The sequence below is a fragment of the Thalassoglobus sp. genome (assembly GCF_048270125.1).
In the GTDB taxonomy this organism is placed as follows: Bacteria; Planctomycetota; Planctomycetia; order Planctomycetales; family Planctomycetaceae; genus Thalassoglobus.
Genome location: NZ_JBLWTN010000017.1, coordinates 100,674 through 125,499, shown reverse-complemented (window position 1 = coordinate 125,499; position 24,826 = coordinate 100,674). Strand labels below are relative to the sequence as shown.

General features: G+C 50.4%; 17 protein-coding genes. 8 read left to right on the top strand and 9 right to left on the bottom strand.

Annotation, left to right across the window (positions count from 1 at the left end):
• Positions 1–301 precede the first annotated feature (301 nt).
• Both ACN0YR_RS17420 and ACN0YR_RS17415 read left to right on the top strand, forming a co-directional pair.
• Positions 302–1,075, top strand: coding sequence for a carbonic anhydrase family protein (locus ACN0YR_RS17420; protein WP_417850510.1), 774 nt, complete (start codon positions 302–304; stop codon positions 1,073–1,075).
• 175 nt (positions 1,076–1,250) lie between these two features.
• Positions 1,251–1,457: a DUF3565 domain-containing protein gene (locus tag ACN0YR_RS17415; protein ID WP_417850509.1), complete on the top strand. Its 207-nt coding sequence runs from the start codon at positions 1,251–1,253 to the stop codon at positions 1,455–1,457.
• 90 nt (positions 1,458–1,547) lie between these two features.
• Here ACN0YR_RS17415 and ACN0YR_RS17410 read toward each other — a convergent pair whose 3' ends face one another.
• The gene (locus ACN0YR_RS17410) at positions 1,548–2,873 is read right to left on the bottom strand and encodes an NAD(P)/FAD-dependent oxidoreductase (protein ID WP_417850508.1); all 1,326 of its coding nucleotides are present in this window, start codon (positions 2,871–2,873) and stop codon (positions 1,548–1,550) included.
• Positions 2,874–2,882: 9 nt separating this feature from the next.
• Positions 2,883–5,462 carry a heavy metal translocating P-type ATPase gene (locus ACN0YR_RS17405; RefSeq protein ID WP_417850507.1) on the bottom strand — a complete coding sequence of 860 codons (2,580 nt, stop codon included), beginning with the start codon at positions 5,460–5,462 and terminating at the stop codon, positions 2,883–2,885.
• A 557-nt stretch (positions 5,463–6,019) separates the two neighbouring features.
• On the opposite strand from ACN0YR_RS17405, the gene ACN0YR_RS17400 reads away from it, so the two are divergent.
• From ACN0YR_RS17400 to ACN0YR_RS17390, 3 genes are all read left to right on the top strand, one after another.
• Positions 6,020–7,903, top strand: coding sequence for a hypothetical protein (locus tag ACN0YR_RS17400; protein WP_417850506.1), 1,884 nt, complete (start codon positions 6,020–6,022; stop codon positions 7,901–7,903).
• Between the two features lie 310 nt (positions 7,904–8,213).
• Positions 8,214–8,462: a hypothetical protein gene (locus ACN0YR_RS17395; protein WP_145200820.1), complete on the top strand. Its 249-nt coding sequence runs from the start codon at positions 8,214–8,216 to the stop codon at positions 8,460–8,462.
• Between the two features lie 7 nt (positions 8,463–8,469).
• Positions 8,470–10,869 carry an alpha/beta hydrolase-fold protein gene (locus tag ACN0YR_RS17390; RefSeq protein WP_417850505.1) on the top strand — a complete coding sequence of 800 codons (2,400 nt, stop codon included), beginning with the start codon at positions 8,470–8,472 and terminating at the stop codon, positions 10,867–10,869.
• A gap of 3 nt (positions 10,870–10,872) precedes the next feature.
• On the opposite strand, the gene ACN0YR_RS17385 is transcribed toward ACN0YR_RS17390, so the two are convergent.
• From ACN0YR_RS17385 to ACN0YR_RS17375, 3 genes are all read right to left on the bottom strand, one after another.
• Positions 10,873–12,027, bottom strand: coding sequence for a glycosyltransferase family 4 protein (locus ACN0YR_RS17385; protein ID WP_417850504.1), 1,155 nt, complete (start codon positions 12,025–12,027; stop codon positions 10,873–10,875).
• A gap of 452 nt (positions 12,028–12,479) precedes the next feature.
• Positions 12,480–14,516, bottom strand: a complete 2,037-nt coding sequence (gene rseP, locus ACN0YR_RS17380; protein ID WP_417850503.1) for an RIP metalloprotease RseP — start codon at positions 14,514–14,516, stop codon at positions 12,480–12,482.
• A complete protein-coding gene (locus ACN0YR_RS17375; RefSeq protein WP_417850502.1) occupies positions 14,462–15,676 on the bottom strand; it encodes a 1-deoxy-D-xylulose-5-phosphate reductoisomerase in 1,215 nt (404 codons plus the stop codon). The genes rseP and ACN0YR_RS17375 overlap by 55 nt, the downstream gene beginning before the upstream one ends.
• Positions 15,677–15,867: 191 nt before the next feature.
• Here ACN0YR_RS17375 and ACN0YR_RS17370 point away from each other — a divergent pair, with 191 nt between their 5' ends.
• A complete protein-coding gene (locus tag ACN0YR_RS17370; protein ID WP_417850501.1) occupies positions 15,868–16,872 on the top strand; it encodes an aspartate-semialdehyde dehydrogenase in 1,005 nt (334 codons plus the stop codon).
• A 290-nt stretch (positions 16,873–17,162) separates the two neighbouring features.
• Here the strand turns inward: ACN0YR_RS17370 and ACN0YR_RS17365 are convergent, their stop codons facing one another.
• Positions 17,163–18,326 (bottom strand): fatty acid desaturase family protein, encoded by a 1,164-nt coding sequence (locus ACN0YR_RS17365; RefSeq protein ID WP_417850500.1) that lies wholly within the window; start codon positions 18,324–18,326, stop codon positions 17,163–17,165.
• A gap of 314 nt (positions 18,327–18,640) precedes the next feature.
• Positions 18,641–20,965, bottom strand: a complete 2,325-nt coding sequence (locus ACN0YR_RS17360) for an efflux RND transporter permease subunit (RefSeq protein WP_417850499.1) — start codon at positions 20,963–20,965, stop codon at positions 18,641–18,643.
• A gap of 756 nt (positions 20,966–21,721) precedes the next feature.
• Between ACN0YR_RS17360 and ACN0YR_RS17355 the strand changes: the two genes are divergently transcribed.
• Complete coding sequence (locus tag ACN0YR_RS17355) at positions 21,722–22,393, top strand: ABC transporter ATP-binding protein (protein ID WP_417850498.1); 672 nt, start codon at positions 21,722–21,724, stop codon at positions 22,391–22,393.
• Positions 22,390–23,748: an ABC transporter permease gene (locus ACN0YR_RS17350; RefSeq protein ID WP_417850497.1), complete on the top strand. Its 1,359-nt coding sequence runs from the start codon at positions 22,390–22,392 to the stop codon at positions 23,746–23,748. The genes ACN0YR_RS17355 and ACN0YR_RS17350 overlap by 4 nt, the downstream gene beginning before the upstream one ends.
• A gap of 111 nt (positions 23,749–23,859) precedes the next feature.
• On the opposite strand, the gene ACN0YR_RS17345 is transcribed toward ACN0YR_RS17350, so the two are convergent.
• Positions 23,860–24,324 carry a GNAT family N-acetyltransferase gene (locus ACN0YR_RS17345; RefSeq protein WP_417850496.1) on the bottom strand — a complete coding sequence of 155 codons (465 nt, stop codon included), beginning with the start codon at positions 24,322–24,324 and terminating at the stop codon, positions 23,860–23,862.
• A gap of 86 nt (positions 24,325–24,410) precedes the next feature.
• Positions 24,411–24,785 (bottom strand): DUF488 domain-containing protein, encoded by a 375-nt coding sequence (locus tag ACN0YR_RS17340; protein WP_417850495.1) that lies wholly within the window; start codon positions 24,783–24,785, stop codon positions 24,411–24,413.
• Between the last annotated feature and the right edge of the window lie 41 nt (positions 24,786–24,826).

Below are 24,826 nucleotides of genomic sequence, written 5' to 3'. Positions count from 1 at the left end.
AAGAACGCATTTCTCTAGGAAAAATGCTGTTCGCCACGAGGCAGAACCTGCAAACCAATTCGAAAGATGCTCTAATTTCGTTTGGTCGGGTTAGTTTGTTTATTCATGGTCCCCTCTGGGCTTTGTTTCTGCTTGTTCCCGAACCTCCAGGTTCACGCTTCACGGGGCGATCCTAACAGCTAGACTGAAATTGGCCGACTGGGCGGTTTAACAATTTTGATCGCTAACCTTGGAGCCGGCCCGGTTGAGTGGGTCGCCATGCTACAGGGGCGATCCACTCACCAAACGAGACATCAATTCAATGACAAGAACGCTCCCTCTTTTTTCGAACCGACTCACTGTTGGATGCTTGCTTTGCGTCCTCTTTGTTGGCTGTACACAGAACCAGTCTGACTCCACTCGTGCAGATGATCAGGGTTCCTCCAGCACTCTCAATGCCACGCCACGTGTCGAGAGAGTCTTAACGAAAGAAGAGCGCGACCAGCTGACGCCCGACGATGTGATCAAAGAGTTGAAGGAGGGCAACCAGCGATTTGTGTCGGGAACGCTGACGAGCAGAGACCATTCGAAACTAGTACGCGAAGCAGCTCTCGGGCAATATCCGAAAGCTGTAATCCTCTCCTGTCTTGATTCACGAATTCCAGTCGAAGATGCGTTCGACCGCGGGATCGGGGACGTATTCGTCGCCCGGATTGCCGGTAATTTCGAGAACACAGATATCCTCGGAAGCATGGAATTTGGCTGTAAGGTTGTCGGCGCCAAACTCATCCTGGTCCTAGGCCACGAACACTGCGGTGCGATCAAGGGGGCAATCGACAACGTCGAGCTTGGCAACATTACAGCGATGCTCAGTAACATCCGGCCAGCCGTCGAACACTTCGCTGATTACACGGGAGAAAAAACGGGTGAGAACGATGAGTTCTTACACATGGTTACTGAACAGAATGTCCGGATGACGATGGCAAACATTCGAGCAAAAAGCCCGATTCTCAATGAAATGGTCTCAAATGGTGACATCAAAATCGTCGGCGGAATCTACAATATGGAGACCGGAATAGTCACTTTTCTTGAATAGCAATGAGCGGCCAACACAGGTTTCACGCTTTGGTTCGCATTCTTGCTGAGCAAGAATGCGAACATGTTCAATGCGCACGATTCTGCAGGCTCCCTGTTGAGGAAGAGGTCGTCGCTGGCTGTTCAGACCCGATCAGCCTTTGTGAGAGGCGACTTTTGTTAATCGTGAGAGCGTCATGAAGCAACCTATTGTTGGATACCATAAAGACGAAGAAGACCACTGGGTTGCGGAGCTGAGATGCGGCCACAATCAACACGTTCGAAACGATCCGCCGCTGGTCAGTAGACCTTGGGTCGAATCAGAATCAGGTCGAGAATCGATGCTCGGTTTTAAACTCGATTGCAAGAAATGTGATTTAAACGCCCCAGCAGATAACAATTAATCTGCACTTCAATTGCTTCAGCATTTTCAATTCCTGATGCACTGTGCGGCCGAAAATTGTGTGGCGTTCAGGCTGCCTGGTTTGGAGATGTCAGCTCTGCTTTGAGTCGGGGGCGAGATCTTGATTGAACTCCTGATCGAGCTCTGAGGTTGGCTGCGTGATCAACCGGGCGGAGCGATTATAAGTGAAGTAGCTGTAGCTCCACTGGAACAAGACGAGTAACCGGTTCTGGAATTGCACGATCTGCATCAAGTGGATGACCAGCCACAGCAACCATGCAAAGAATCCGCTGAACGTGAATTTTCCAATCTCCGCGACTGCCGCCTTTCTCCCGATCGTCGCCATTGAACCTCGATTTTGATATCTGAAAGGTTCTGGCTTCAAATCTCCGCGTAAGCGGGCTTGAATAGTTTTCGCGACGTATCTGCCCTGTTGTATGGCGACAGGTGCAACTCCGGGAAGCGGCTTTCCGTCGTGATCTTCGCAATGGGCAATATCACCGATCACGAAGAGATCTGGGTGACCTTCAATATTGAGTGCTGAGTTCACGGGGATGCGTCCCGACTTGTGGCAGTCGATACCGATCTCGCTGGCGAGAACCTGACTCAGCGGATTCGGTTTGACTCCCGCTGCCCACATCACTGTGTGTGTTGCAATATGCTCGATACCTGAAGGTGTTTTCAGCTCAATCCGGTCTTTCTCGATTCCAGTGACCATCGTATGCAACCGGATTTCTACTCCTAATTCTTGAACCTTTCGAGCGGCACTTTCAGTCAGCTTCGAGGGATAAGTCGAGAGAATCGCCCCGCCTGCTTCGACCAGAATGATTCGGGCTTCTTTCGGATTGATATGCCTGAAGTCATGAACCAGGGTGTGGTGAGAAATCTCAGCCAGAGCGCCAGCCAATTCAACACCGGTCGGGCCGCCTCCAATCACAATGAATGTTAAAAGTTCTTTGCGTCGTTCGGGATCGGTTTCATTCTCAGCCAGTTCAAAACTTGTGTAGATGCGTCCGCGAATGGATGTCGCATCTTCGATGGTCTTCAAAGGAGGAGCGTACGTTTCCCAGCTATCATTCCCGAAATAACTCGGTCCCGCTCCGGCAGCGAGGACCAGTGTGTCATACTGCAGAACTTTGTCACGAAGAACAACCTGTTTTTGCTTGGCATTAAAACCTACGACCTCGCCCATCAGGATCTGGCAGTTTTTTTGTTTCCTGAGGATGGATCGAAGCGGCGTTGCGATATTCGCAGGCGAGAGCCCACCAGTTGCGACTTGATACAGCAACGGTTGAAAGAGGTGAAAATTCCTACGGTCGATCAGTGTGACTGCAACATCCACTCTCCGCAGCCGGCGAGCTGTTTCCAGCCCGCCAAAGCCTCCACCGATGACAACGACTTGATGTTTTTGAGCCATACGCGTCTCTTATTCATGAAATTGAGTGGTTCGCAATCGCAAGGCGTTCGCAATCACAGAAACCGAACTCATGCTCATGGCTGCCGCTGCGATCATGGGGCTGAGGAGGAGTCCGAAAAATGGATATAAAAGCCCAGCTGCGATGGGAACCCCCAAGGCATTGTAGAAGAATGCAAAGAACAAGTTTTGGCGAATGTTCTTCATCGTTGCGCGGCTGAGGCGAATGGCTTTCTCAATTCCTCGCAGATCCCCTTTGACCAGTGTGACGCCTGCGCTTTCGATGGCAACATCGGTTCCGGTTCCCATCGCGATCCCAACATCGGAAGCAGCCAGCGCTGGTGCGTCGTTGATTCCATCACCCGCCATGGCAACGCGCTTCCCTTCCTTTTGAAGTTGCTGCACTCGCTGATGTTTTTCTTCCGGACTCACCCCCGCCTGAACTTCGTCGATGTCGAGTTGATCGGCAACATGACGAGCTGTCACTTCGTTGTCACCTGTAAGCATCGCGATTTTCAGCCCCAGCTCGTGCAATCCTCTCACAGCATCATGAGTTGATTCTTTAATCGGATCTTTAATCGCCATCAACCCGGCAAGTGCACCATCAATGGAAACATGAATCACCGTATTCCCATCGCGGCGGAGCTCATTTGCCTGCTCTTCCGATTCAGAAACGCCAGTCACATTTCGATCAGAAAGAAACGATGAGCTACCGATCAGAATTTTTTGCTCATCGACCGTTCCCGAAACTCCAAGTCCTGTCGATGAGTCGAAGGACTCCACTGTTGAAAGTTGTAATCCACGTTCGCCAGCAGCTTCGATGATCGCCTGACCTAACGGGTGCTCGCTCTGCTTTTCAACAGCAGCCACAACCGCGATCAATTCATCTTCGTTCAGAGCTGAGAGTGAAACTGTTTTCGTCAGTTTCGGACGCCCCTCAGTGAGTGTTCCTGTTTTGTCGACAATTAAATAGTCGACCTTTTCAAGAACTTCGAGCGACTCAGCATCTTTAATCAGCACGCCTTCCAGCGCACCGCGTCCGACTCCAACCATAATGGACATTGGCGTTGCCAGTCCTAACGCACATGGACAAGCGATGACAAGGACAGCCACCGCATTGACGAAAGCGTAGCCGAGTTTCGCTTCGGCAGGACCGAAAATTGCCCACAGGATAAATGTTAGAATCGAAACGGCAACGACAGTAGGGACGAAGTAGCTGGAGACGGTATCCGCCAGCTTCTGAATGGGGGCGCGACTTCGCTGGGCGTTTGCCACCATTTCAACGATCCGTGAGAGCGTCGTTTCGCTTCCCACTTTTTCGGCTTCCATTTCGAAGGAACCCGTTTCATTCACTGTTCCACCGATGACTTCATCTCCGGTTTCCTTCAGGACAGGGACCGGCTCTCCAGTAATCATCGCTTCATCGACACGGCTACTCCCACTGGTCACTTTGCCATCAACCGGAATTTTATCTCCGGGAACGATTCGAATTCGGTCCCCCTGAACGACTTCATCGAGTGAGACAACCTTTTCCTCACCGTCTCTCACCACGCGAGCTGTCTCAGGCGTGAGTGACATCAATTCGCGAATCGCTCCACTGGTCTGCTTCCTTGCTCTGAGTTCCAATACCTGTCCCAATAAAACCAGAGCGGTAATCATGGTCGCAGCTTCAAAGTAAACCGGCACACTTCCGTGCTCGTAGAAGCTTTTCGGAATCAAATGTGGGAAGAGAATGGCGAAGAGGCTGAAGAAATAGGCCGCCGCTGTCCCCATTGAAATCAATGTGAACATGTTTAAGTGGCCGGTTTTTATCGACCGCACTCCGCGAATCAGGAATGGCCAACCACACCAGAAGAAGACTGGTGTCGCCAAGACGAATTGCAACCAATGAGAAGCTGTCGTTGAGACAATTCGATCCAGCGGGATGCCGAGCATCGGTCCCATTGCCAGAATCATAATTGGAACCGACAACGCGACTGAAACCCAAAATCGCCGTGTCATCGAGCTTAACTCATGATCGTCATCTTCATCATCGACACGGATCGTCTTTGGTTCGAGATCCATTCCACAGATCGGACAATCCCCCGGACTTTCCTGCTCAACCTCCGGATGCATTGGGCAGATATAGATCGTCTTCTGGCTTGCCCCCTTGAATGATGGATTCCGTTCCAGCGCCATTCCGCACTTCGAGCAATCATCCGGCTTGTCGCTTTCGATTCCCGGACACATCGGACAAATGTATTTCGCTTCACTTGAGGCATTTACGTTCGCCTGAGCGTTTCCCCCTCCGTGGCAGCAGTCCTTCACTTGAGAATCCTGCTCCGCAGCCTCGGCAACGGGAGACGTTTCTTCGGGGGCTCCACAACAGCCAGCATCTGGCGAGGAATCAACAGGGGCCGGTTCCGCATCGGTTGAGCAGCAACTCTCCATCACTTCCAGGCCGCTTGCCGAAGGTTGTGTTTCCTGCGACTGCTCACTCAAGTATTTTTTCTGACAATGCTCGCTGCAAAAGTAGACCGGTTCGCCACCAACAACCGATTTCCTACCAGTTTTTTCGTCAACTTCCATTCCGCATATTGGATCGATTGCCATTTTTTGACTCGAATTCGACTTGAGAAGACTCTGAGTTGAACACTGCCATGTTGTGCCATCTAGTATTTGGCATGCCACGCAAACTATTTGCTACCAGTAGTTTAGAAGAATTAGCCACCCGAGACAATGAGCTAAGTCTCAATTTGCCACAACTCATTTGCCCTGCATGTGTTAGAGAGTCGGTGCCGAAAATTTCGCGGGGTTGAAATGTGGACTTTGATCGCGATACATCAAAGCCGTCGAATACTGCCGAAGCATGTAGAGGAAAATGATTTCTCACCGCACTTGCACATTCTCATGAAGAGACTGGCGCAGGAAGGACGATAACGATCCGGGGGGATGTCCGCATTTGCGCGGAAATTCCAGCGCACTTTTTGAATCGGACCTCGAATTGTGCTTGGTGAAGATCGACAGATTTGTCGCCGAATCAAATCGCTTCACAGCGAAACATGAATCAGTTCTAGCGTTCAGTTTTTGATGAGCACTCATCACTTGATGGTATCTCATTAAAATTGTGATCGCAGCATGACACTCATGAATCCTCCCATCGATTCCTGATGACGTGTAGACAAACCATGTTGAACTTTTTGCTAAATCGGAACTCGCTGGGAGCGCGGAAGGAACGGACACCTTCAGCTCTTCTCTCGTTGATCATCCTGTGCTTCTTGGCAACAGGTGCTGTTGCTGCCGATCCGGTTTTCTCACGGACAAACAAGTTCAAAATTCCGTTTCAGTTTGACCAGGTTGAATTAAAAAAAATCGGAGCGAATGAGATTCAGCTGTTCGTCTCGATTAATCGTGGCGCCAGTTGGCGACTTCACGATTCAGTGCAACCGGACGCCGGCAAGTTCACGTATGAAGCGAGTGAAGATGGCGAGTTCTGGTTTTCGGTCCGGACGCGAACATCCAACGGATTGACATACCCGGCTGGGAATCATGAACCGGGATTGAAAGTGATCATCGACACCAAACAGCCGTCCCTCAGCCTCGATCTCACTGAAACACCAATCGGTGGAGAAGTGGAACTTCAATGGAATGCAACAGACGATCATCTGATTGAGAGTTCGTTACAGCTGGAGTTCCTCGATCCTGTGCAACAGACCTGGGAAAAAGTCGGGGTACGACCAGCGAGACAAGGCCGGACATCCTGGTCTGTTCCGAAAGCGGGGCTGGTTGAAGTCCGTGGACGTATTCAAGATGCAGCCGGGAATCAGGCTGAGATCGCTACGCAAACAATCGTTGCTGGAATGTCGAATCCCGTAAATCCTGCGCAGCAAAATGCTCGACCAGTTGCCAAAGATGCCAAGCCACAGATGCTGGCGAACCAACCGCTCGATGTCGGTATGGAGATCCGTCCCAAAAACGATTCCAGGATCGGCTCAAAGTTTCAGGGAACAGACTTGATTCTTCCCGGTGATGACCTTTTGAAGAAAACACCTGTCACCGCTGTGAGCAATGGAAACAGTTCTACTGAATTAGCACCGCTTCAGAAAGCGGCACCGAAGGCGACTCCACCACCGCTTGCCGGAGATCCTTTCTCGACGCCACCTCCGCAACCGACGCCACCCCAACAAACAGATCTCTTCCAGCAACCAGCGCCGCCTCAGCAGAAAGCGACAACTCAACAGTCGACACCAACTCAAGAATCAACGCAACCTCTGCAGGAAATGCCAGCTCAGCAATACGACTCCGGCTCGAAAGAGGCGACGACCTCGCCGAAAACGAATGAGGAGCGAGTGGAGAAAAGCAAAGTCGTTGACAAGGAACTCGTGAATCTTCAGCGTTCGCTCATGGATGCGACAGGACGCACGGTTGGGCACCTCGTCAACTCCGGCACTTTTCGTATCGCGTACGAACTGGAAGACGTTGGTCCATCGGGTGTTTCAAACGTTGAGTTATATATCACTGAAGATGGGGGAGCCAAATGGTTTCATTACGGAAGTGATCAAGACCGGGTCTCCCCGATTGTCGCGACCGTCCCCAGAGATGGTCAGTACGGATTTTCCTTCAGAATCCGAAACGGAGCCGGAATTGTGGCAACACCGCCACAACCAGGAGACAAACCAGAGATTGTCATCACTGTCGATCAAACACGCCCTGTCGTCAAAGTGAAATCTCCGCTACAGGTTGAGGGGAAAGACAAACTGAAAATCGAGTGGATTGCAAATGATCTACATCTCGACGCGAACGCTGTCGCACTCTATTACGCTTTGAAAGCTGAAGGTCCCTGGGTTCTGATCGATGGCTGGAAACCGAACACAAACAGTTATACATGGGACGTTCCCCAAGGCATCGCAAGTCAATTCTTCCTGCGGCTCGATGTTCGCGATGCAGCTGGAAATATCTCGCGAAATGACGTGAAAGCCCCCTTCTCAATCGACACTGCAAAACCAACGGCGCGTGTGATCGAGATCGAACCTCTCCAGAGCGACCCCAAGTAGGCAGGATTCCTGCCCTATCAGTTAGAAACTCCCTTTCAGGAGCATTAACTGGTGCAAATCTTCTAGCATAGCACGCTCGACAGGAAAACCGGGCCTCAGCCATCCGGTCGAAGAATAAGTCTGCTCGAACTGGTCTTTCGCTGCTGCCGAATCGGTTCTCAAAATGCAGATTTGTGAGAAAACCAGAGAATGCCAGTGGAATCAATGGGAAATCGTTGTTTCTCATTGATGTTCGTTCGACAGTCGTTGATTTCGAGGCTAAAGTAGAGAGGCTGAAACGCCCAATCTCTGTTTTGACTTCGAAAAATCCATGGCCGGTTACAACAAATACGATCTTCGCTTGGAATCACTCGTCATTGAAGGCGTCACCCATTGGGACGCTGGAGTTGCGGATTTGACTGACGATGAAAAGAAAATCGTGGCTCAAGAAATTCATCGTCATCCCGAGCTTGCATCCAAAATCAGTTACGAGCGAGCACACACCGGGTTCGCTCGGATCGTAACAGTCACCGAAGAAGATATTGCTCGACTCTATGAGCAGAATATCGCTGTGGAGTAGAAATCAAATGATCCCAATACTGCATCCCATCCGAGCCTGTCTTCTCATCGGGCTTCTGATTGGATTGCAGTCTCACTTCGCTGAAGCACAAGCGCAGTCATCGAGTGAGTCGGGCTCATCGAATAGCTCAGGCCCCAAAACCGGGCAGCCTTTGAATCTTCCGACTGGTTTCACACAAGAATCCTTTCGTGATGATCGGGGAGAGCATCGCTACCTTCTATTTACCCCGAGTGATTACACCCCGGATAAAAAATGGCCGGTCGTACTGTTTCTGCATGGTGCGGGGGAGAAAGGAACGGATGGGATTCTCCCCATCGCAGCTGGATTAGGAACTGCTCTTTCAGAAAATCCGCACCAGAAGTTTCTCGCCGTTTTTCCGCAGAATGAAAATATCCGAGGACGACACCTCACCAGTTGGCTTGCCGATTCTCAAGAGAGCCAGCGTGCACTGAACATACTGGCTCAGGTCGAAGCAAAATATTCAGTTGACCCTTCCCAGCGAGTCCTCGCCGGTTGGTCAATGGGTGGATATGGAGCCTGGAGTCTGGCAGCTGCAAACCCAAATCATTGGGCGCGCGTGCTCGCCCTCTCTGGAGGAGAAGTGGAGTCCCCACTCGCTCTTTCCAAACTTGCCGAAAGCAAAATTCCTGTCTGGGCGATCCATGGTGACGAGGACGCGCTGATTCCTTTCGGGCATTCCGTCGAGCTTGTCGAAAGGCTGAATGCGCAAGGAGGAAACGGAACAGCCACAATCGTGGAAGGAGTCGGACACGATGTCTGGCGATATGCTTTCGCAAACCAGAAACTCATGCAATGGCTCGCTGGTGCGAAGAGCAGTCAGCCAGTGGAATCCCTGCAGCTCGACTCTCTAGAGCCGCTTCCAGCCCGAAGCCATTTTTATGTCGAACAGTTCACACAACTAGAAGTTCTACCCGACACCATTTCCCTGCGGATGGGCAATGACGCACTCGAAGTCGTTGCACAAGGAATTTCAGAAGTGATCCCGTCGACAGCTCTGTCGGGGAAGTTGGACGACATCGAACGCCAGTTCAGTTCCGGCGGAGAGACGATCGAAGTAAAACTCTCCAACATCGAGTTCGAATGCAACGTTGTAGGAAGCGAACTCAAAGGAATTTCCGGGGGTCGATTCTTAACGCGATTCGAATTAAATCCACTCCGCCTGAAGATCGGCAACACCTCGCTGAAGGCGGGAGCCGTCTCTGCATCAACCGGAGCATTCCACATTGATCTGGGACACCGAAGACCAGTGCTCCTGGAAGTTGAGATTCAACCTAACGTCAATGGATCAGGACTGGAGCTCACGCCGCTTCGCCAACGGTTTTCCATCGAGGACAATAACTGGCACATCACTCCCCCTACAGAAGTCAAAGTCCACGGAGGCGACTACTCAGAAGCCAACATCGTGACCGGAGTGGTCGGCGGACTGTACCTCCAGAAAGCTCAAATTGAAAAAGCTGTACTGGGTGTGGTCCCTTCACTCATGAAGGTGGTTGAAGAAGGACTCAAGTCCCGAGAGACTCCAAGGCTCGCAAGATTGCTGTGGCCGTTGCCGGTACTTGTGCCGGATATGAGCATCGCCCCCAGCCAGGTCCGCACAGACAAAAACGGATTGTCGCTGGTCTTTGATATGCAGGTTCGGACTGGCCTCGCTGCACATTCGCAAAACGAATCAGCTTCTACAGTTCAACCGTTCGCTGTTGCAGAAATGTCTTCGTCTCGAAAACTGAATTTCGGGCTCGCTTTAAGTGCCATCAATTCACTCGGCTATTTTGCGATTCAAGATGGTCTGGCTTACGTGAACGTTCAGGACCTTCCGAGCGAACAATTGGCAGACCTTGCCGAATCGAAAGTGTTGCATCGTTTGTTCCCGGACGACGTCAAGCTTGACGACACTGACTGGAATGTTGGGCTGCGATTGATCGAATCATTCAAGATTCAATCAGTTCCGCAAGAGAACCGCCCCGGTGAGATCCTCATTGAAATCGAAATTCCTCACGCCAGACTGGAAGCTGCTCGTCTAAATTCCCAAGAAGGTTTAAGCATCGACTTTTCGCTGAAGCAACAGATTCAGCTCACTACGCTGAAAACAGATGGAATTCCAAGTGCTTTGGTTGTCACCTGGCTTCCAAACCCTGAAGTCAAAGCTCAGCGAAAAAACAAGAATCGAACGGCTCAATATGATGAGTTCGAAACGACCTTCAAAACGGCATGGAGCGAATGGACTCAATCACAGTCAGGTGCTGAACGTCCCATTCCTCAAATGAAGTTCGGCTCCTCTGCACTCACTCTGGAGTCATTTCTCATTCAAAACCAGATTGCGGAACTCACTTTTGGCCCCATCTCAGGAGAGAAGAGCGTCAAAGCGTCTGCTGTTGCCAGCGAGTGACATTCATCGCCCCAGGACCTCTTGATAAACATCGCGGATACGCTTTGTCATCACTTCGTGTCGGAATAAATCGGTGAAACGATCACGTCCCGTAGAACCGTATCGCTCTCGAAGCTCTGGATTCGCAGCAAGATCGAGAATCGCACTCGTCAGCTCCCTGATGGAATCTTGAGGCAACAAAAATCCTGTTTCACCGGGGATCACAACTTCTCGGGCGCCGCCGACATCGTAAGAAATCACCGGCTTGCCGGAGATCAACCCTTGAGGCAACACGCGGGCCAAACCTTCCCATTGACTGGTATGTGCGACGATGTCCATCGCATGCATCAGTTGAGGGATTTCACTCGTGGGGACGAGTCCAGAAAAACGAAAGAAATCTGTTAGACCAGCCTCTTCGATAATCGCTTCGTACTGGTCACGAAGAATCCCGTCGCCGACGAATAGATAGCGTACGTTTGGATTCTGTTTGATAACTTCGGTTGCAGATTCGATTAAAAATTCGTGCCCTTTCAGATGAAAAAGGCGTCCAATTTTCCCGACGACAATATGGTCTTCGCTGAATCCGAACTGTCGACGAACCTGCTCTCTTGAAATCGGAGGGTTCAGAAACGGTTCGACGTCAAACCCGCTCTGAATTGTGATGTACTTTTCCGCAGTTGAGATTCCCTCTGCGAGATAGGCGTCTCGCATCGCATCGGCAACGCAAATATATTTGCGAGTCCACCCCGAGACAGCTTTCTCCGCAGCAACGTATGCTTTGTAGGCGATTTTGGGTTGCCCGAAATGAAAGGCAGCCCCGTGGATCGAATGAACAACCGGGATCTTGAGCTTTCTCGCAGCGTAGCGACCAAGAATTCCTGCCTTGGAGCTATGAGTATGAATGAGGTCTGGTTGAATTTCTCGAAGCAGTCGAATCAACCGCTTGTACGCGCGCCAGTCATCGAGCGGCTGGATGCTACGCTTCATCTCAGGCAGGATTTCCAGCCGGAAACGGCCTTCTTTTGCCCTTGGAATGAGTGACCCTTCAGGGCCTTCAGCTGGCCCCGTGATCAAGCAAACATCATCTCCATGAATGTTGTGTTGATCTTCAACATTATGCAGCGTGTTTTCCTGAGCTCCACCCAGAATGAGTCGAGTAATGATATGGGCGACATTCACAAAGTTGCTGCTTCAGGCTTTCTCGTGATTGCGAGGTACGTGTCGGCTTTTGACTTTTCGGGAACCAGGAGTAAATAGTGGGGCTCTAGAGCAGCTTGCTCTACCGTGTGCCCGTGAAGAACGCATTTCTCTAGAACCAGTCCGAAAACCTCTGGAATAGCCACTTTCCTCAACGTTTGAGAGAGCAATTTCAAGTTTCAGGACCAGTTCTAGTCAAAATACTGTTCGCCACGAGGCAGAATTTTCAAACCAATTCGAAAGCTGCTCTAACAGTGGAAAGAAAGCATGATCGGCGATCCTGCTTTCTTTCCTACCCACTATTTCTGATCCACGACTCACTTCATAGTGCGAAAATTCAGAGCTCAACAGTGAAACTTCGCACTCGACCAATCGACTTGGGATTGGAATCAAACCGGAATGCGGCTGACATAATCTGCAGTCGGTGAGTCCGTTTAACTGATCCACATGCTGACGACGTCCTGATACATGACGAAGCCCATCATACTGAGGATGAGGACAAACCCGACGAGGTGAGCAAAGTTGACAACACGTTCTGGCGGTTTTCTTCGTAGAATTCCTTCCCAGATGAGGAACACCATGTGACCTCCGTCGAGGACAGGAATCGGCAGAAAGTTGATGACCGCCAGGTTAATGCTGATCAGTCCCAGGAATCGCAGGAAGTGTCCGATCCCGAGATCGGCAAAACCGAACGCCATGCCAGCAATTCGCAACGGTCCGCTAAGCCCTTTATGCGAAATTGATCCCATAATCAAACCTCTTAGAGTGAGGTAGATATCTTCCATGGAAGTCACGGTATAGCGACCAGCCATTCCGATCGCGCCCTGTAGCGTGTCAGCAGACTGTGTCGTCATTTCGGAAGTGAGAACAAGTCCACGGACAGTCGGCATGTACCAGCCTTCAATCGGTTGCGGGTCCATCTGCACAATCACAGGCTTTTCGGCATCTGCTCTTTTGATCTCGAACTCCACGCTACGACTTCTACCGAATTCCTGAATCAGCCAGAAGGCGTAAGCGACGTTGTTCTCACGAATTTCAATGGCGTATGACTTCTCACCAATTCGATCCGGTTTGGCGCCTTCTTTCTGCTTCAGTGTGATCTTCAGTAACTGATCACGCTTTTGAATGCCGTGCTCGGCAGCAACGCTTCCTTCGTCAACAGAGTAGACGCTGTGCATCAAGTTGTACCCGACCCCGATACTGGGGATCGAAAGCAGACTTGCTGGTGAGAGGGGAGGCTCCGACCAGGCTGGTCGGCTTTCAGGAACGATTTTCAGTTCAACCTCTTCCGGTGAACCACCTTTGACTTCGCGAGAGACAACGACTGTGACCTCTTTGCCTGCTCGTTTCGAGAAATATTCAGTCAGACGGAATGGATCGTGAGCTGTTTCCAGTGCGTCTTCACCACCACCTGCAGATCCGGCTTCGACTCCATCCTCAATGATCTTGGCAATCTGATCGCCAACTTTGAGTCCCGCTTTTTCAGCAGGGGAGTCTTTGCGGACCGCCTCAACTTTGCCGATCCACATTCTCATACCGAAGCCAACAAAATGCTGCGGTGGGACTTTCAGGTGAACGGTTTCCGATGAACTCCCTTTTCGACGGACTCCAACATCGAGAGTTTCTGCGGCGTTTTCGTGGAGAACGTTAACTAATTGAGTGTAATCCTCGACGGCAGTTCCGTTGACAGACTCGATCGTGTCGCCCGGTTGAAAATCAACATCTGCCGTGGCCGTTCCTGGCAATTTGATGGAGAACTCTTCGGGTTTCGCAAATGTATGGACTGTGGTGCTGTTGTTGGGACGAAGTCCGATTTGGCGAACGATCCCTTCCTTTGCAGGAGTGAGCGTAATGTCAAATTCGGAATTGTCGTCATGGAAACCTTTCAGCCGTATCGCACCGCGTGAAAGAGCGGTCCCACGGAGAATATCTTCGAAGTTCTCAACGACACGTCCATTGATCGATGTAATCGTGTCGCCCATTCGCAAACCGTTCGTCCAGCCGGGCATGCCGACTTCGACATTTCCGACAACGCGATCTGTCGTCTCCACGCCTGAGCTGAAGGCGATGACAAAAAATATAAATCCGGTGATGATGTTCATGATCACCCCGGCGGAGATAATGGCCATCCGTTGCGGGACAGATTTCGCCGAATAGGAACGTGGATCTTCCGCGACCTCGTCATCGGTCATCTGCCCGGGGTCCATGTCATCCTGCCCCAGCATCTTCACGTAGCCACCGAAGGGAATCCAGCTCAGCCAATACTCAGTTTCGCCCCATTTCCGAGCGAGAATTGGCTGGCCGAAGCCGATGCTGAATCGCTCGACATTGACATCACACCATTTGGCGACAAGGAAGTGCCCCAATTCGTGGAAGAAAATGACCATCCCTAAGCCAGCAGCTGCGATCAATATGTTCAGCAGCGAGGAGCCGTCAAGGAAGGAGAGGAGTGTGAAGTCGATGAAGTCCAACGGAGTGCCTCCTGGCGCGCCCATCCATCGAGAGTGAGGAGTTCATCCAACGTTGGATTGCTCTCAAACTGATGTGACGCAAGTATCGAGCGACAAAGTCGCGGGATCTCTGGGAATGTTAATTGGTCTTGAAGAAATCGGTCGACAGCGACTTCATTCGCTGCATTCAACACGACTCCCGCAGTACCACCTTGATCTGCAACTTCGAATCCTAACGCGAGTGCGGGGAATCGTTCGAGATCAGGTGGCTCAAAATCAAGGGAAAATGTTTGAGATATGTCAAGTTTTGGACTGGTTCCTGCAATCCGATCGGGCCATGTGATTGCGTATTGAATCGGCAACTTCATATCCGGCGGAGAAAGCTGAGCCATGACCGAGCCGTCCACGAACTCCACCATCGAATGCACAATCGATTGTGGATGGACGACAACATCGATTTGTCTGGCATTGATTCCAAAAAGCCAGCGTGCCTCGATGACTTCCAAAGCCTTATTCATCATTGTCGCGGAGTCGATCGTGATTTTCGGTCCCATATCCCAAGTTGGGTGGTCCAAAGCATTTGCAACTGTCGCTTGAGCAATTTTCTCGGCACTCCAAGAGCGGAACGGTCCGCCGCTGGCAGTCAGGATCAATTTTGAGACATCTTCCCGCTTGCCGCAAGCGAGAGCCTGAAAGATTGCTGAGTGTTCACTGTCAACGGGAATCAATACAGAGCCGGTTTCGATCGCTTTTTGGGTGACCAGTGAACCGGCGACCACTAATGTTTCTTTATTTGCCAACCCGATCCGTTTTCCCGCCTCAACGGCCGCTAACGTCCCACGAAGTCCCGCAGCTCCTACGATTCCGGTGATTACGGTCTCAATTTCTGGAGCTTCAACGGCTTTGAGCAGAGCCTCTTCGCCATAGCGGACGTCAACAGTCGATGGGAAAGCGTTCGCTGCGACATCAGATGCCTGTACACCAGTCAGGACAACGGTTTGAGGAAGGAATTCAGCGGCACTGCGGGCCAATTCTCGCCAACTGGAATGAGCCGACAGAAGATCGATAGACATTGATTCTGAGTGAGCACGAACGACTTCGAGGCAACTCGTCCCAATTGAACCAGTTGCGCCAAGAAGTGCGATACGTTTTTTACTGTCCGACAAGAATCTTTGTCCCATTGAACTCTTTTCTCGAATGATGCTTAATTCTAGGCGTTCCAGTAAGGAAGCCGCAAGATTGTCTTACAACTGCGAATTCTTCAATCTGACACTGGACTGCGAACAATTTGCATGTGACCCTTGTCGCTGCATATGATTTCCCTTTCGGAATGAACCGAATTCCCATCTCTTTAGCTTTTTGAGGTCCGTCCGTGTTTAAGAATGTTGCCGTTGTCGGTGCGACAGGTGCCGTTGGGCAAATTGTGCGTCGTCTTCTCGAAGAACGAAACTTCCCAGCTGAGAAATTTCGATTTCTCGCCTCAGCCAGAAGTGCTGGAACGAAAGTGACGTTCAAGGGCGAAGAGCACACAATTGAAGAACTGACCAAAGATTGCTTTGCCGGATCTGACCTTGTTATCGCATCAACACCAGATGATATTGCTCAGGAGTACCTGCCCTCAGCTGTCGAGGCTGGCTGCAAAGTCATTGATGAATCGGGTTACTGGAGAATGAAAGAGGGGGTCGCCCTCGTCATTCCGGAAGTCAATCCTCAGGATGCTCTCGACGCAAAAGGAATCATCGCCAGTCCGAACTGCTCAACCACTCAAATGGTTCTTGCTCTCAAGCCGCTTCACGACGCTGCGAAAGTGAAACGGGTGATCGTCAGCACTTATCAGGCAACGAGCGGCGCCGGAGTCCAGGGGACTGCTGATCTCTTCGACGGGTCGAAAGCATTTCTCTCGGGAGAGAAATACGATTACAAAGCCTTCGCTCATCCGATCGCGTTTAACTGTATCCCTCAAATCGGCGGCGAAAAAGCTGACGGATACACCAGCGAAGAATTGAAAATGCTTTACGAGACTCGAAAGATTCTCGGTGACGACTCCATTCTCGTGAATCCGACTGCGGTCCGCGTTCCTGTTGCCAATTGCCACAGCGAATCCATCACCGTGGAAACTGAACGTCCGATTTCTCCGCAGGAAGCACGCGAACTCTTTGAGGCATTCCCTGGAATTCAGGTCATCGATGATCTGCCGAACAGCGCATATCCGCTCCCAAGCACTTGCGACGGTTCGGATCTTGTCTACATCGGGCGAATCCGCAAAGACATTTCGAATCCAAATGGTTTGAGCTTCTGGTGTGTGAGCGACAACCTTCGAAAAGGGGCTGCCACCAATGCCGTCCAAATCGGAGAACTGCTTGCCAAGAACCTGTAAGCGAAGATCCTTTCGTACTCGTGAGGATTCCTTTTATGACTTCACAGAGCCTTCGCTATAAGAAAGAAAACGAACACCTGTTCGAAAAATTCGACACCTAGAGCAGTTTGCTCTACCGTGTGCCCGTGAAGAACGCATTTCTCTGGTAAAAACGCTGTTCGCCACGAGGCAGATCCTGCAAACCAATTCGAAAGATGCTCTAACACAAAACGCCTTGACTGGTGAAATCCGGTCAAGGCGTTTTTTATTATCAAATTTTCTTCGGTGACTGACTCGACTTCGATCGGTTTTTAATGCGATGCAATATCGAGTTGAGAGCGACTTTTGCTCACTTGTGAAGCAGCTTGAATTTCGTCCGCGGGCTGTTCATCGGTTAGTTCTTCTACGGCGGGTTGTTCATTGGCGAGCTCTTCATCGGCGGACACGATGGCATCGTCTTTGCCAAGGATTTCAGCAGTGACGTCCTCACTGAAGTCGCTCACATCGTGCGGTTTCTCTTCTGCTGGAGTCGGTGCTCCGACGTTCATGCCCACTCCAGGATTGAAGATCAGCGAAGGCAAAAGGTCGGCGATCGCGTGCCAGTAAGTCGGGAAGACCGGGTATTTCAATTCTGGGTTTTCTGTTTGATACTCCGCCATTCGATTGCAAAGTGCATCATGCCGATACCGAGGATGTCGATGGTGCGGACCATGGACGAAGATGTCGAAATTCAAGTAAGTCGCCAGTCGAGTAATGGGACCGTTCCCGATGACCGTCCGCGTTCCCAGGAGTGGATCATAACTTTGCATCCCGAGGTGCTCGGTAAACTTTCGGAACGTTTGAAAAATTCCAGCCAGGATGTGTGGAACAACCCAGGCAGTGAGAAAGATCATCCACGTGTTTGTATAGGCAACAACTGCGATTGCCGCTGTCCAAAAAACCACGATCGCAATGTATTCGTTTCGAATCTTCTTTCGGATTTCTGGATTCGTGAGTGGTGAATCTTTGTGGAAATACAACCGCCCGTAAACACAAGGGGATGTGATCACACCAAAGGGAATTTCCAGCCAGCAGAAAATTCTGCGAAACCAAAGCGAGGTTTTGGGATCGGAGTATGGCCACAATTCCCAGTCAGAAGATTTGTTCAGATAGGCGTGATGCCTGATGTGACTTTCTCGATAGACATGAAAGGGAACGAAAATCATTGTTCCCAAAAAACGCCCGACGACAATGCTGAACTGCTTTGAGCCACATAATGTGTGGTGGGCTGCTTCATGGAAACAACTGGTCCAACAAAACAAGCAATATGCAGCGGTCAGAGTCCAAAGGACTTTCAACCCCCAGTAATCCATCGGCCAAGCCAGGGCGAGGCAGAGTATCGCCAAGAGACCAACCGGACCGAAAATGAATCGGGGGATTGCAGACTGCGCAATTGACTTCGATATTGAAGTCTGTTCATAAGTTGCGTTTGACATTACTTAGTAACACTTAGGGGCTTGTTGTTATCCTGTCCCTCCATGGTAAGTTCTGGGATGGCGTGGCTCATGATCTTATTTAGCCATAGCACCTATATTGCCCACATTCTACGTTCGTAAGAGTCGATTGAACAGATTATTCCAGTCAAAATCATCGATTAGATTATTCGTGAGCCTCTGTTTGGATCAGCAATTCGAGAGTTCCGGCCAGCTCGAATCGAGCAATTTTCGGGTTCGCCTGGCGGCTCATCACTGATTTTCGCAGGCATTCCCTGACCTGGAACACCTTGCGTAAGCACATATTCAGAAATAGCTTACGACGTAAGAGTGCTGTGAGCGGCGGGAACAGGGAGAGATTGGCTGGTGGAGTCCTCGGGAGCGTGAAGCTGTGAGTGCTCTTCAGCGTACTGACGACGTGAGATTAACAGGAGCAAAGCTGGCAGACAGACGAGATCGCACACAACCGCTGCACCAAGAATCGCTGCCATAATCAACCCAAACTGCTTTGTTGGGACAAATGCACTCAATGCAAAGACCAGCATTCCCATCGCGCAGATGAGAGTTGTCTGCAACATCGCTGCCCCACACGTCTGAATCGACTCTTTGATTGCGTTGACCGGTTGACGTGTTTCAGCGACACGATTTCTGTAAAAGCACAGAAAGTGAATGGTGTCATCAACCGCAATTCCCATGGCAACACCAGCTGTCATCATGGTTCCAATATCAATTGGAATGGACGCTCCACCCATCAACCCAAAGATGACAATGACTGGAAACGTATTCAAGATGGTGACCAGCGCGGCAACTTTGAAATCTCGCAGGACAAGTAGAATGCAGATGCCAATAAAGGCAAATGCTGTCAGCAGGCTTCGAAACAAATCGTTCAGAATCATGACCTGAATGTTTTCAATCAGCGGCATCATCCCAGAAAACTGGACTTGAATTCCACTGTCTTGAAACTCTTTCGAGCTGAGAAGCTGATCGACACGGGAGGTGATCCGCTGACCGATTTCTCCGTAACTGAGCCCTTCGGTGGCGAACGCACGACCAGTCACCCGCCATGACTGTTTTTGTTCGTCTTCAAAATAATAATTTAAAGAGTCCAGTGAAGAGCGTGCCGAGTGAAGACGTTTATTCACAAGTGCTTGACGCATCACCCGACCGCCTGATCCAGAACTTGCACGATCCGGAAGGAATGTAACTGCCGACATCGCAGCGTGAATGCCGTCGACATCTTCAACTAACGAATGGATTCGTTTCACGACATCGATTTGCTCAGAGATATTCGTGTTCGAGTTTTGATCAAAGCGAACAATGACTTCTACTGGAACGCTCGCACCGATATTCGATTCGAGCCAGTGGTAATCGCGGAGAATTTTCGTCTCTTTCCCAAACAACGATGTGACATCCACACTCGTTCGCATGTGTCGCATTCCCAGCAATGTGCAAACGATAAGTATTGCAAAAGTCCCCGTGATCATACCTGGGTAGGCCGGTACCCACTGGCTCAGGAAGTTCAGAGATTTCGAAGTGTTTCGCTGCCCAGTGGTGCGTCGAGAGACTGGCCATTTCATAATGGCATCGGGAAGTACGCACATCAGGAGAGTGACCGTCAGGATCAATCCAGCCGCAGAAAAACCACCGAAAACAGCAATGGGAGTCACTCGACTCACACTTAATGAACACAACCCGACAGCAGTTGTGAGTGTTGCCAAAACGCAAGGTTTCCAGCCTTCGGCCCACGCATTTCGCAAAGCCAATTCAACATCAATTGTTTCGGGCTGAGCTCGATAATAATTGACAAAGTGAATTCCAGCGGAAACCGTCAACACGAATATCAGTGGAGGCGCAACGATCAAAACAGCATCAAGTGTATAACCCGCATAGTAGATCCCAGCGAGCACGATCCCCTGTCCCAAGCAGGCAAGTCCCAGGATAACACCCGCGATGCGCCAGGACCGTAAGCAGTAAAAACAGAAGATTGCAGCGACAAGAGTTGAGAGTGCTCCGAAGAGATTGACTCCGCGCACACTTTCATCGTCGATTGCGACGCCATCATGTGGTGGACCGGCAATGACGATGGAATCGGCATTGAGGCCTGTTGTTGATTTTGTAATTTCAAGAAGATGCGCGATCGATTCGCGACGATGTTCGTTTCCGTCATAAGTGAGCACAACAACTGCGCAACTCGTCCGTTGATCTGGCCCAACGAGAAAACCTTCCAGTCGCTTTGCGGCATCAGATCTGGAAAGGCTCAAAGGCCGCTCAGTCATCTGTTGTACCGTCCCCGCGCCAGTCACAACTCGCTCAAAAGGGATAACTCCAATTTCGGCAAGCTTGTTTCCTTGCAGCAGACTCGTTTCTAATTTCGCCAGGCGAGGATCATCAAGCGTGCAACCTTCCCAACTGACGTAGACAACATCGTTGCCTTCAAATTCGTGTCTGAAACGATCGAACAACTGCCGCTGTGGATTCTCAGGCGAGGCCCACTTCTCTGGAGTAATCCGCATTCCATCGACACTTGAGCGGGCTCCATGAATGACGACAGGAACCAGCAGAACAATGACGGCGATGGCGACATTAGCCCGCAAACGAAAGCGTTTCTTGATATTCAAATTTCCGTTCGGGAGAGAATTCATTTTTGATGAACAAGTTTGAGAACCGTGGAACTTCCAGATTTTCAATACCAGATCAAATCCAATATTGGTCTTTACGTTCTGCCTCATAGCAAGCAGTTTATGCCCCCATAAAATGAAGTCATAAAAGTGACATTCATGGGCACAGCAAACAGCGAAAACGCTTTAAGGCAGGCAAACGATACTTCTGAAACCAAGGTCATTCATTTGATTTTCATTCACTTGGCCAAATTTTGTGAGAGCGAATGGGCCCAAAGAACTCTTCTGAAGACCAACTTTCGGTCCGAGATAATCCGAACAGTTCGAGCAGGTCGAATAATCCTTACAACCTTCGAAGAATCCCGACAACTCTTGGGATTCGCGAGTTGAACGACCTCGGTTCCAATGTTTGTTTTGAACTTCAGTCTCGCATCGAGAAATCGATGCTGATGTGAAAGTGAAATTTACGTATCAGTCTCGTTATGAGTGTCTATCAAGATGTGTCGAGTTTCCCGAAACTGAGGACAGAGAGTTTGAAATGTGGGCTTCCCAGCGAGCCCCCCTTTTCAATCCGTGAACCGGCAACGTACAACATCTTAGCGATCAAAAATGACAACGGCTTGAAGTCGTCAACCTGAGGGATGGTCTTCACAAATTTCAAGTGGACTGTTAGTCGCTACGATGTTCGAGACGAAGTCATTACCATGCCGTCTTTAACGTATAAACCTTTTTTCAGGGGTTTGCAGTTTCTCATTTCATTGAATGAAACAGGGATGAATCATGTCACTTGAACTTATCGATGTGCGTAAAAGCTATCGAAATCCGGGAGGGACAGAATTACCTGTTCTGAATATCCCGGAATTTCGACTCCAGGAGGGAGAGCAGGTCGCACTGGTTGGCCAAAGTGGTTGCGGTAAGACGACCCTGCTGAATGTCATCTCCGGAATCACCCGTCCTGATTCTGGAAAGGTCATTGTTGGAGGTGTTGATGTCACCGACTTACCGGAACCTTCTCGAGATCGGTTTCGTGCCGACCGCATCGGAATTGTCTTTCAAACGTTTCACTTGCTGCCAGCTTTTACAGCCCTCGAAAACGTCATCCTCGGGATGGCATTTGCAGGTAAGCAAAATCGAAAATATGCTGAAGAGCTCATTGACCGTGTAGGTTTGAAAGCACGAATGAATCACCGTCCGGGGCAGCTCTCAGTGGGTGAACAACAGCGAGTTTCCGTAGCTCGTGCACTCGCCAGTCGTCCTCGGCTCATGCTGGCAGACGAACCGACAGCGAGTGTCGACCTGGCGAACCAGGATCTCATTCTCGGCTTGATCCGCGAAACCTGTCGCGAGCACAACGTCTCGCTGTTACTGGTGACGCACTCTCAAGAAGTCTCCAAACAGTTCGATCGAGTTGAACATCTCAACGAATTCAATCAGGTAGAGGTGCTCGCATGAATCTGATTACGATTGCATTCAAAAACATGAAGCAACGATCGTTGTCATCGTTGCTGACGAGTTTCAGTGTTGCTTTGGGAGTCGCTTTAATGGTCGCCGTTCTGATTTTGAACGGCGTCGTAACCAAGCTCTTTCAGGAAACAGGGAGCGGATACGATTTAGTCGTTGGCCCCAAAGGAAGCGCAACACAACTTATTCTGAGCACGATCTATCGTATCGACAGACCGATCGAAAACTTGCCATGGCGGTACTACCAGCAATGGACAGAAGATCCTCGCGTTGAACATGCAATCCCAGTCAACCTGGGTGATACCACAGAGATGGGCGGGTTCCCGATTGTTGGTACAACGCCGCAATATTTTTTAGTTGAGTACGCCCCCGGAAAGAAGTTCCGCGTCGGCGCAGATGAAAATTCCATACGTGGAACCTGGGATGCCGTTGTTGGTTCAGAAGTCGCCCGTAAGAACGGTTGGAAAAAAGGGTCCAAATTCAAAATGGTCCACTCCGGACAAGATGACCATATCCACGAAGAAGAATTCACCATTCAGGGAATTCTCTCGCCGACAGGAACCCCTAACGACCGCACGGCCTTTGTCCACATCGACGGATTCTTCATGCTTTCCGATCACAGCAAGCCAGTTCGAGAAGCGATTCGAGCGGAAGCAAAATTCTTTGATGAAACCGAAGCGGAAGTCATTGAGCGACACAAGGAAGACATCGATGAAATCCTGAAGCACGAAGCGCAAGCTGCCGAGGATGAACATCATCATGCTCACGGTCCGGTTCCGGATATCCAGAAAGAAGTCACCAGTATTCTGCTCGTGATGGCTGGTAACGACCTGCAACGAACGAACCGAACGATCATCATCCAAAACGATTTGCGTGAGAACGGCCCTGCACAGGGAGCAAATCCCGTTCGCGTCATGGCGAGCTTGATTACCAATCTTGTGGGGAACATCAGACTCGCATTTCTCTACATGACCGGATTGATCATCGCTGTTTCAGGGATCGGAATTTTTGTCAGTATCTACAACTCCATGTCTGACCGGAAACGGGAAATCGCCATCATGCGTGCTCTCGGAGCCCGTCGAACGACAGTGTTTTCACTGATCCTGCTCGAATCAGTATTGATCTGTCTGCTTGGCGGAGTGATTGGATTGTTACTCGGACACGGAGTCGTCCTGGCGGCTGCCCCGATCATTGAACAACGAAGCGGACTCTTGATCGATCCGTTCGTATTCAACCCCGTGGAGTTCATCGTCATCCCGATCCTGATCGTAATGGCATCGATCGTTGGATTTTTGCCCGGCTTGACCGCCTATAAAACCGACGTTGCTGAAGGACTCCAAAGTTAGGGCCTGGTCTTTGCATGTCGCGTCCGAGCGGAATGCTTTTCACATAGTGAATCGCATCTCTCCAAGAAATCGAATGCGACATTTTTTACGAATCGCAAATCGCTGAAGGCTTCACTTCAGCGATTTGCGCATTTTGTAATTTCTAAATAGAACGTCACCGATGCTCACATCTTGAGGAGCGACCACTTCGAAGCCTTTTGCTTCGAAGAACGGTTTCGCCGTAATACTCACATCGGATGTCAGTTCGTTGAGACCGAGTTCGCTGGCTGTCTCGAAGATCTTCGTGACAAGAGAATTGCCGACACCTTTCCGCTGCCACTGATGATGCACATAGAAGTGGTCGATGTAGCCAGTCTCAAGCAAGGCTGCATATCCAACGATCACGTTCGCAACCTCGCAGACAAACGGGTTCATTCCGGCAATCCGGGTATGCCATTTCTCCCGGTCCATTTCATCGGGAGCCCACGTCTGAACCTGCTTGGTTGAGTAGTCACGACAGTTGACTGTTCGGATTGTGGAATAGAATAACTCCCACAATTCGAGTTCTTCACCGGGCCTGTATCTTCTCACATGCATGTTCAATGTTCTCGCCGGGTGCAATGTGGCCTGTTCACCGCGACTCGACCACAGCCTGTAGTACAGAGGGACGATTCATCGCAACGTCACCCTTGCTTCAAAAAGTCTTCCAGGACAACGGTGTGATTATGTTCGCCATCTTTTGCCGCGTAGATCATCAGAATCGTCTGATCACCCGCTTTGTCGAGTAATTCTCGGCGAGCCTCTTTCAGCTCTTTCAGTTCGTCTTTATAGCGTTCCTGAAACACTTTCCATTTCTCAGGGTCATGGCCGAACCACTTTCGAAGTTCACTACTGGGAGCCAGTTCTTTCGCCCACTCGTCCAGTTGAAGAGTCTCTTTCTTCACACCCCGAGGCCAAAGTCGATCGACGAGAACACGATAGCCTTCGTCTGAGTCTTCGATGTCGTAGGCGCGGATCGTCTTGATTGTTGGTTTCTTCTTTGCTTTTTTACTTGCCATGGCTGCGAAGTCCTGCCCGTTGATTCTCACTGATCGACTTC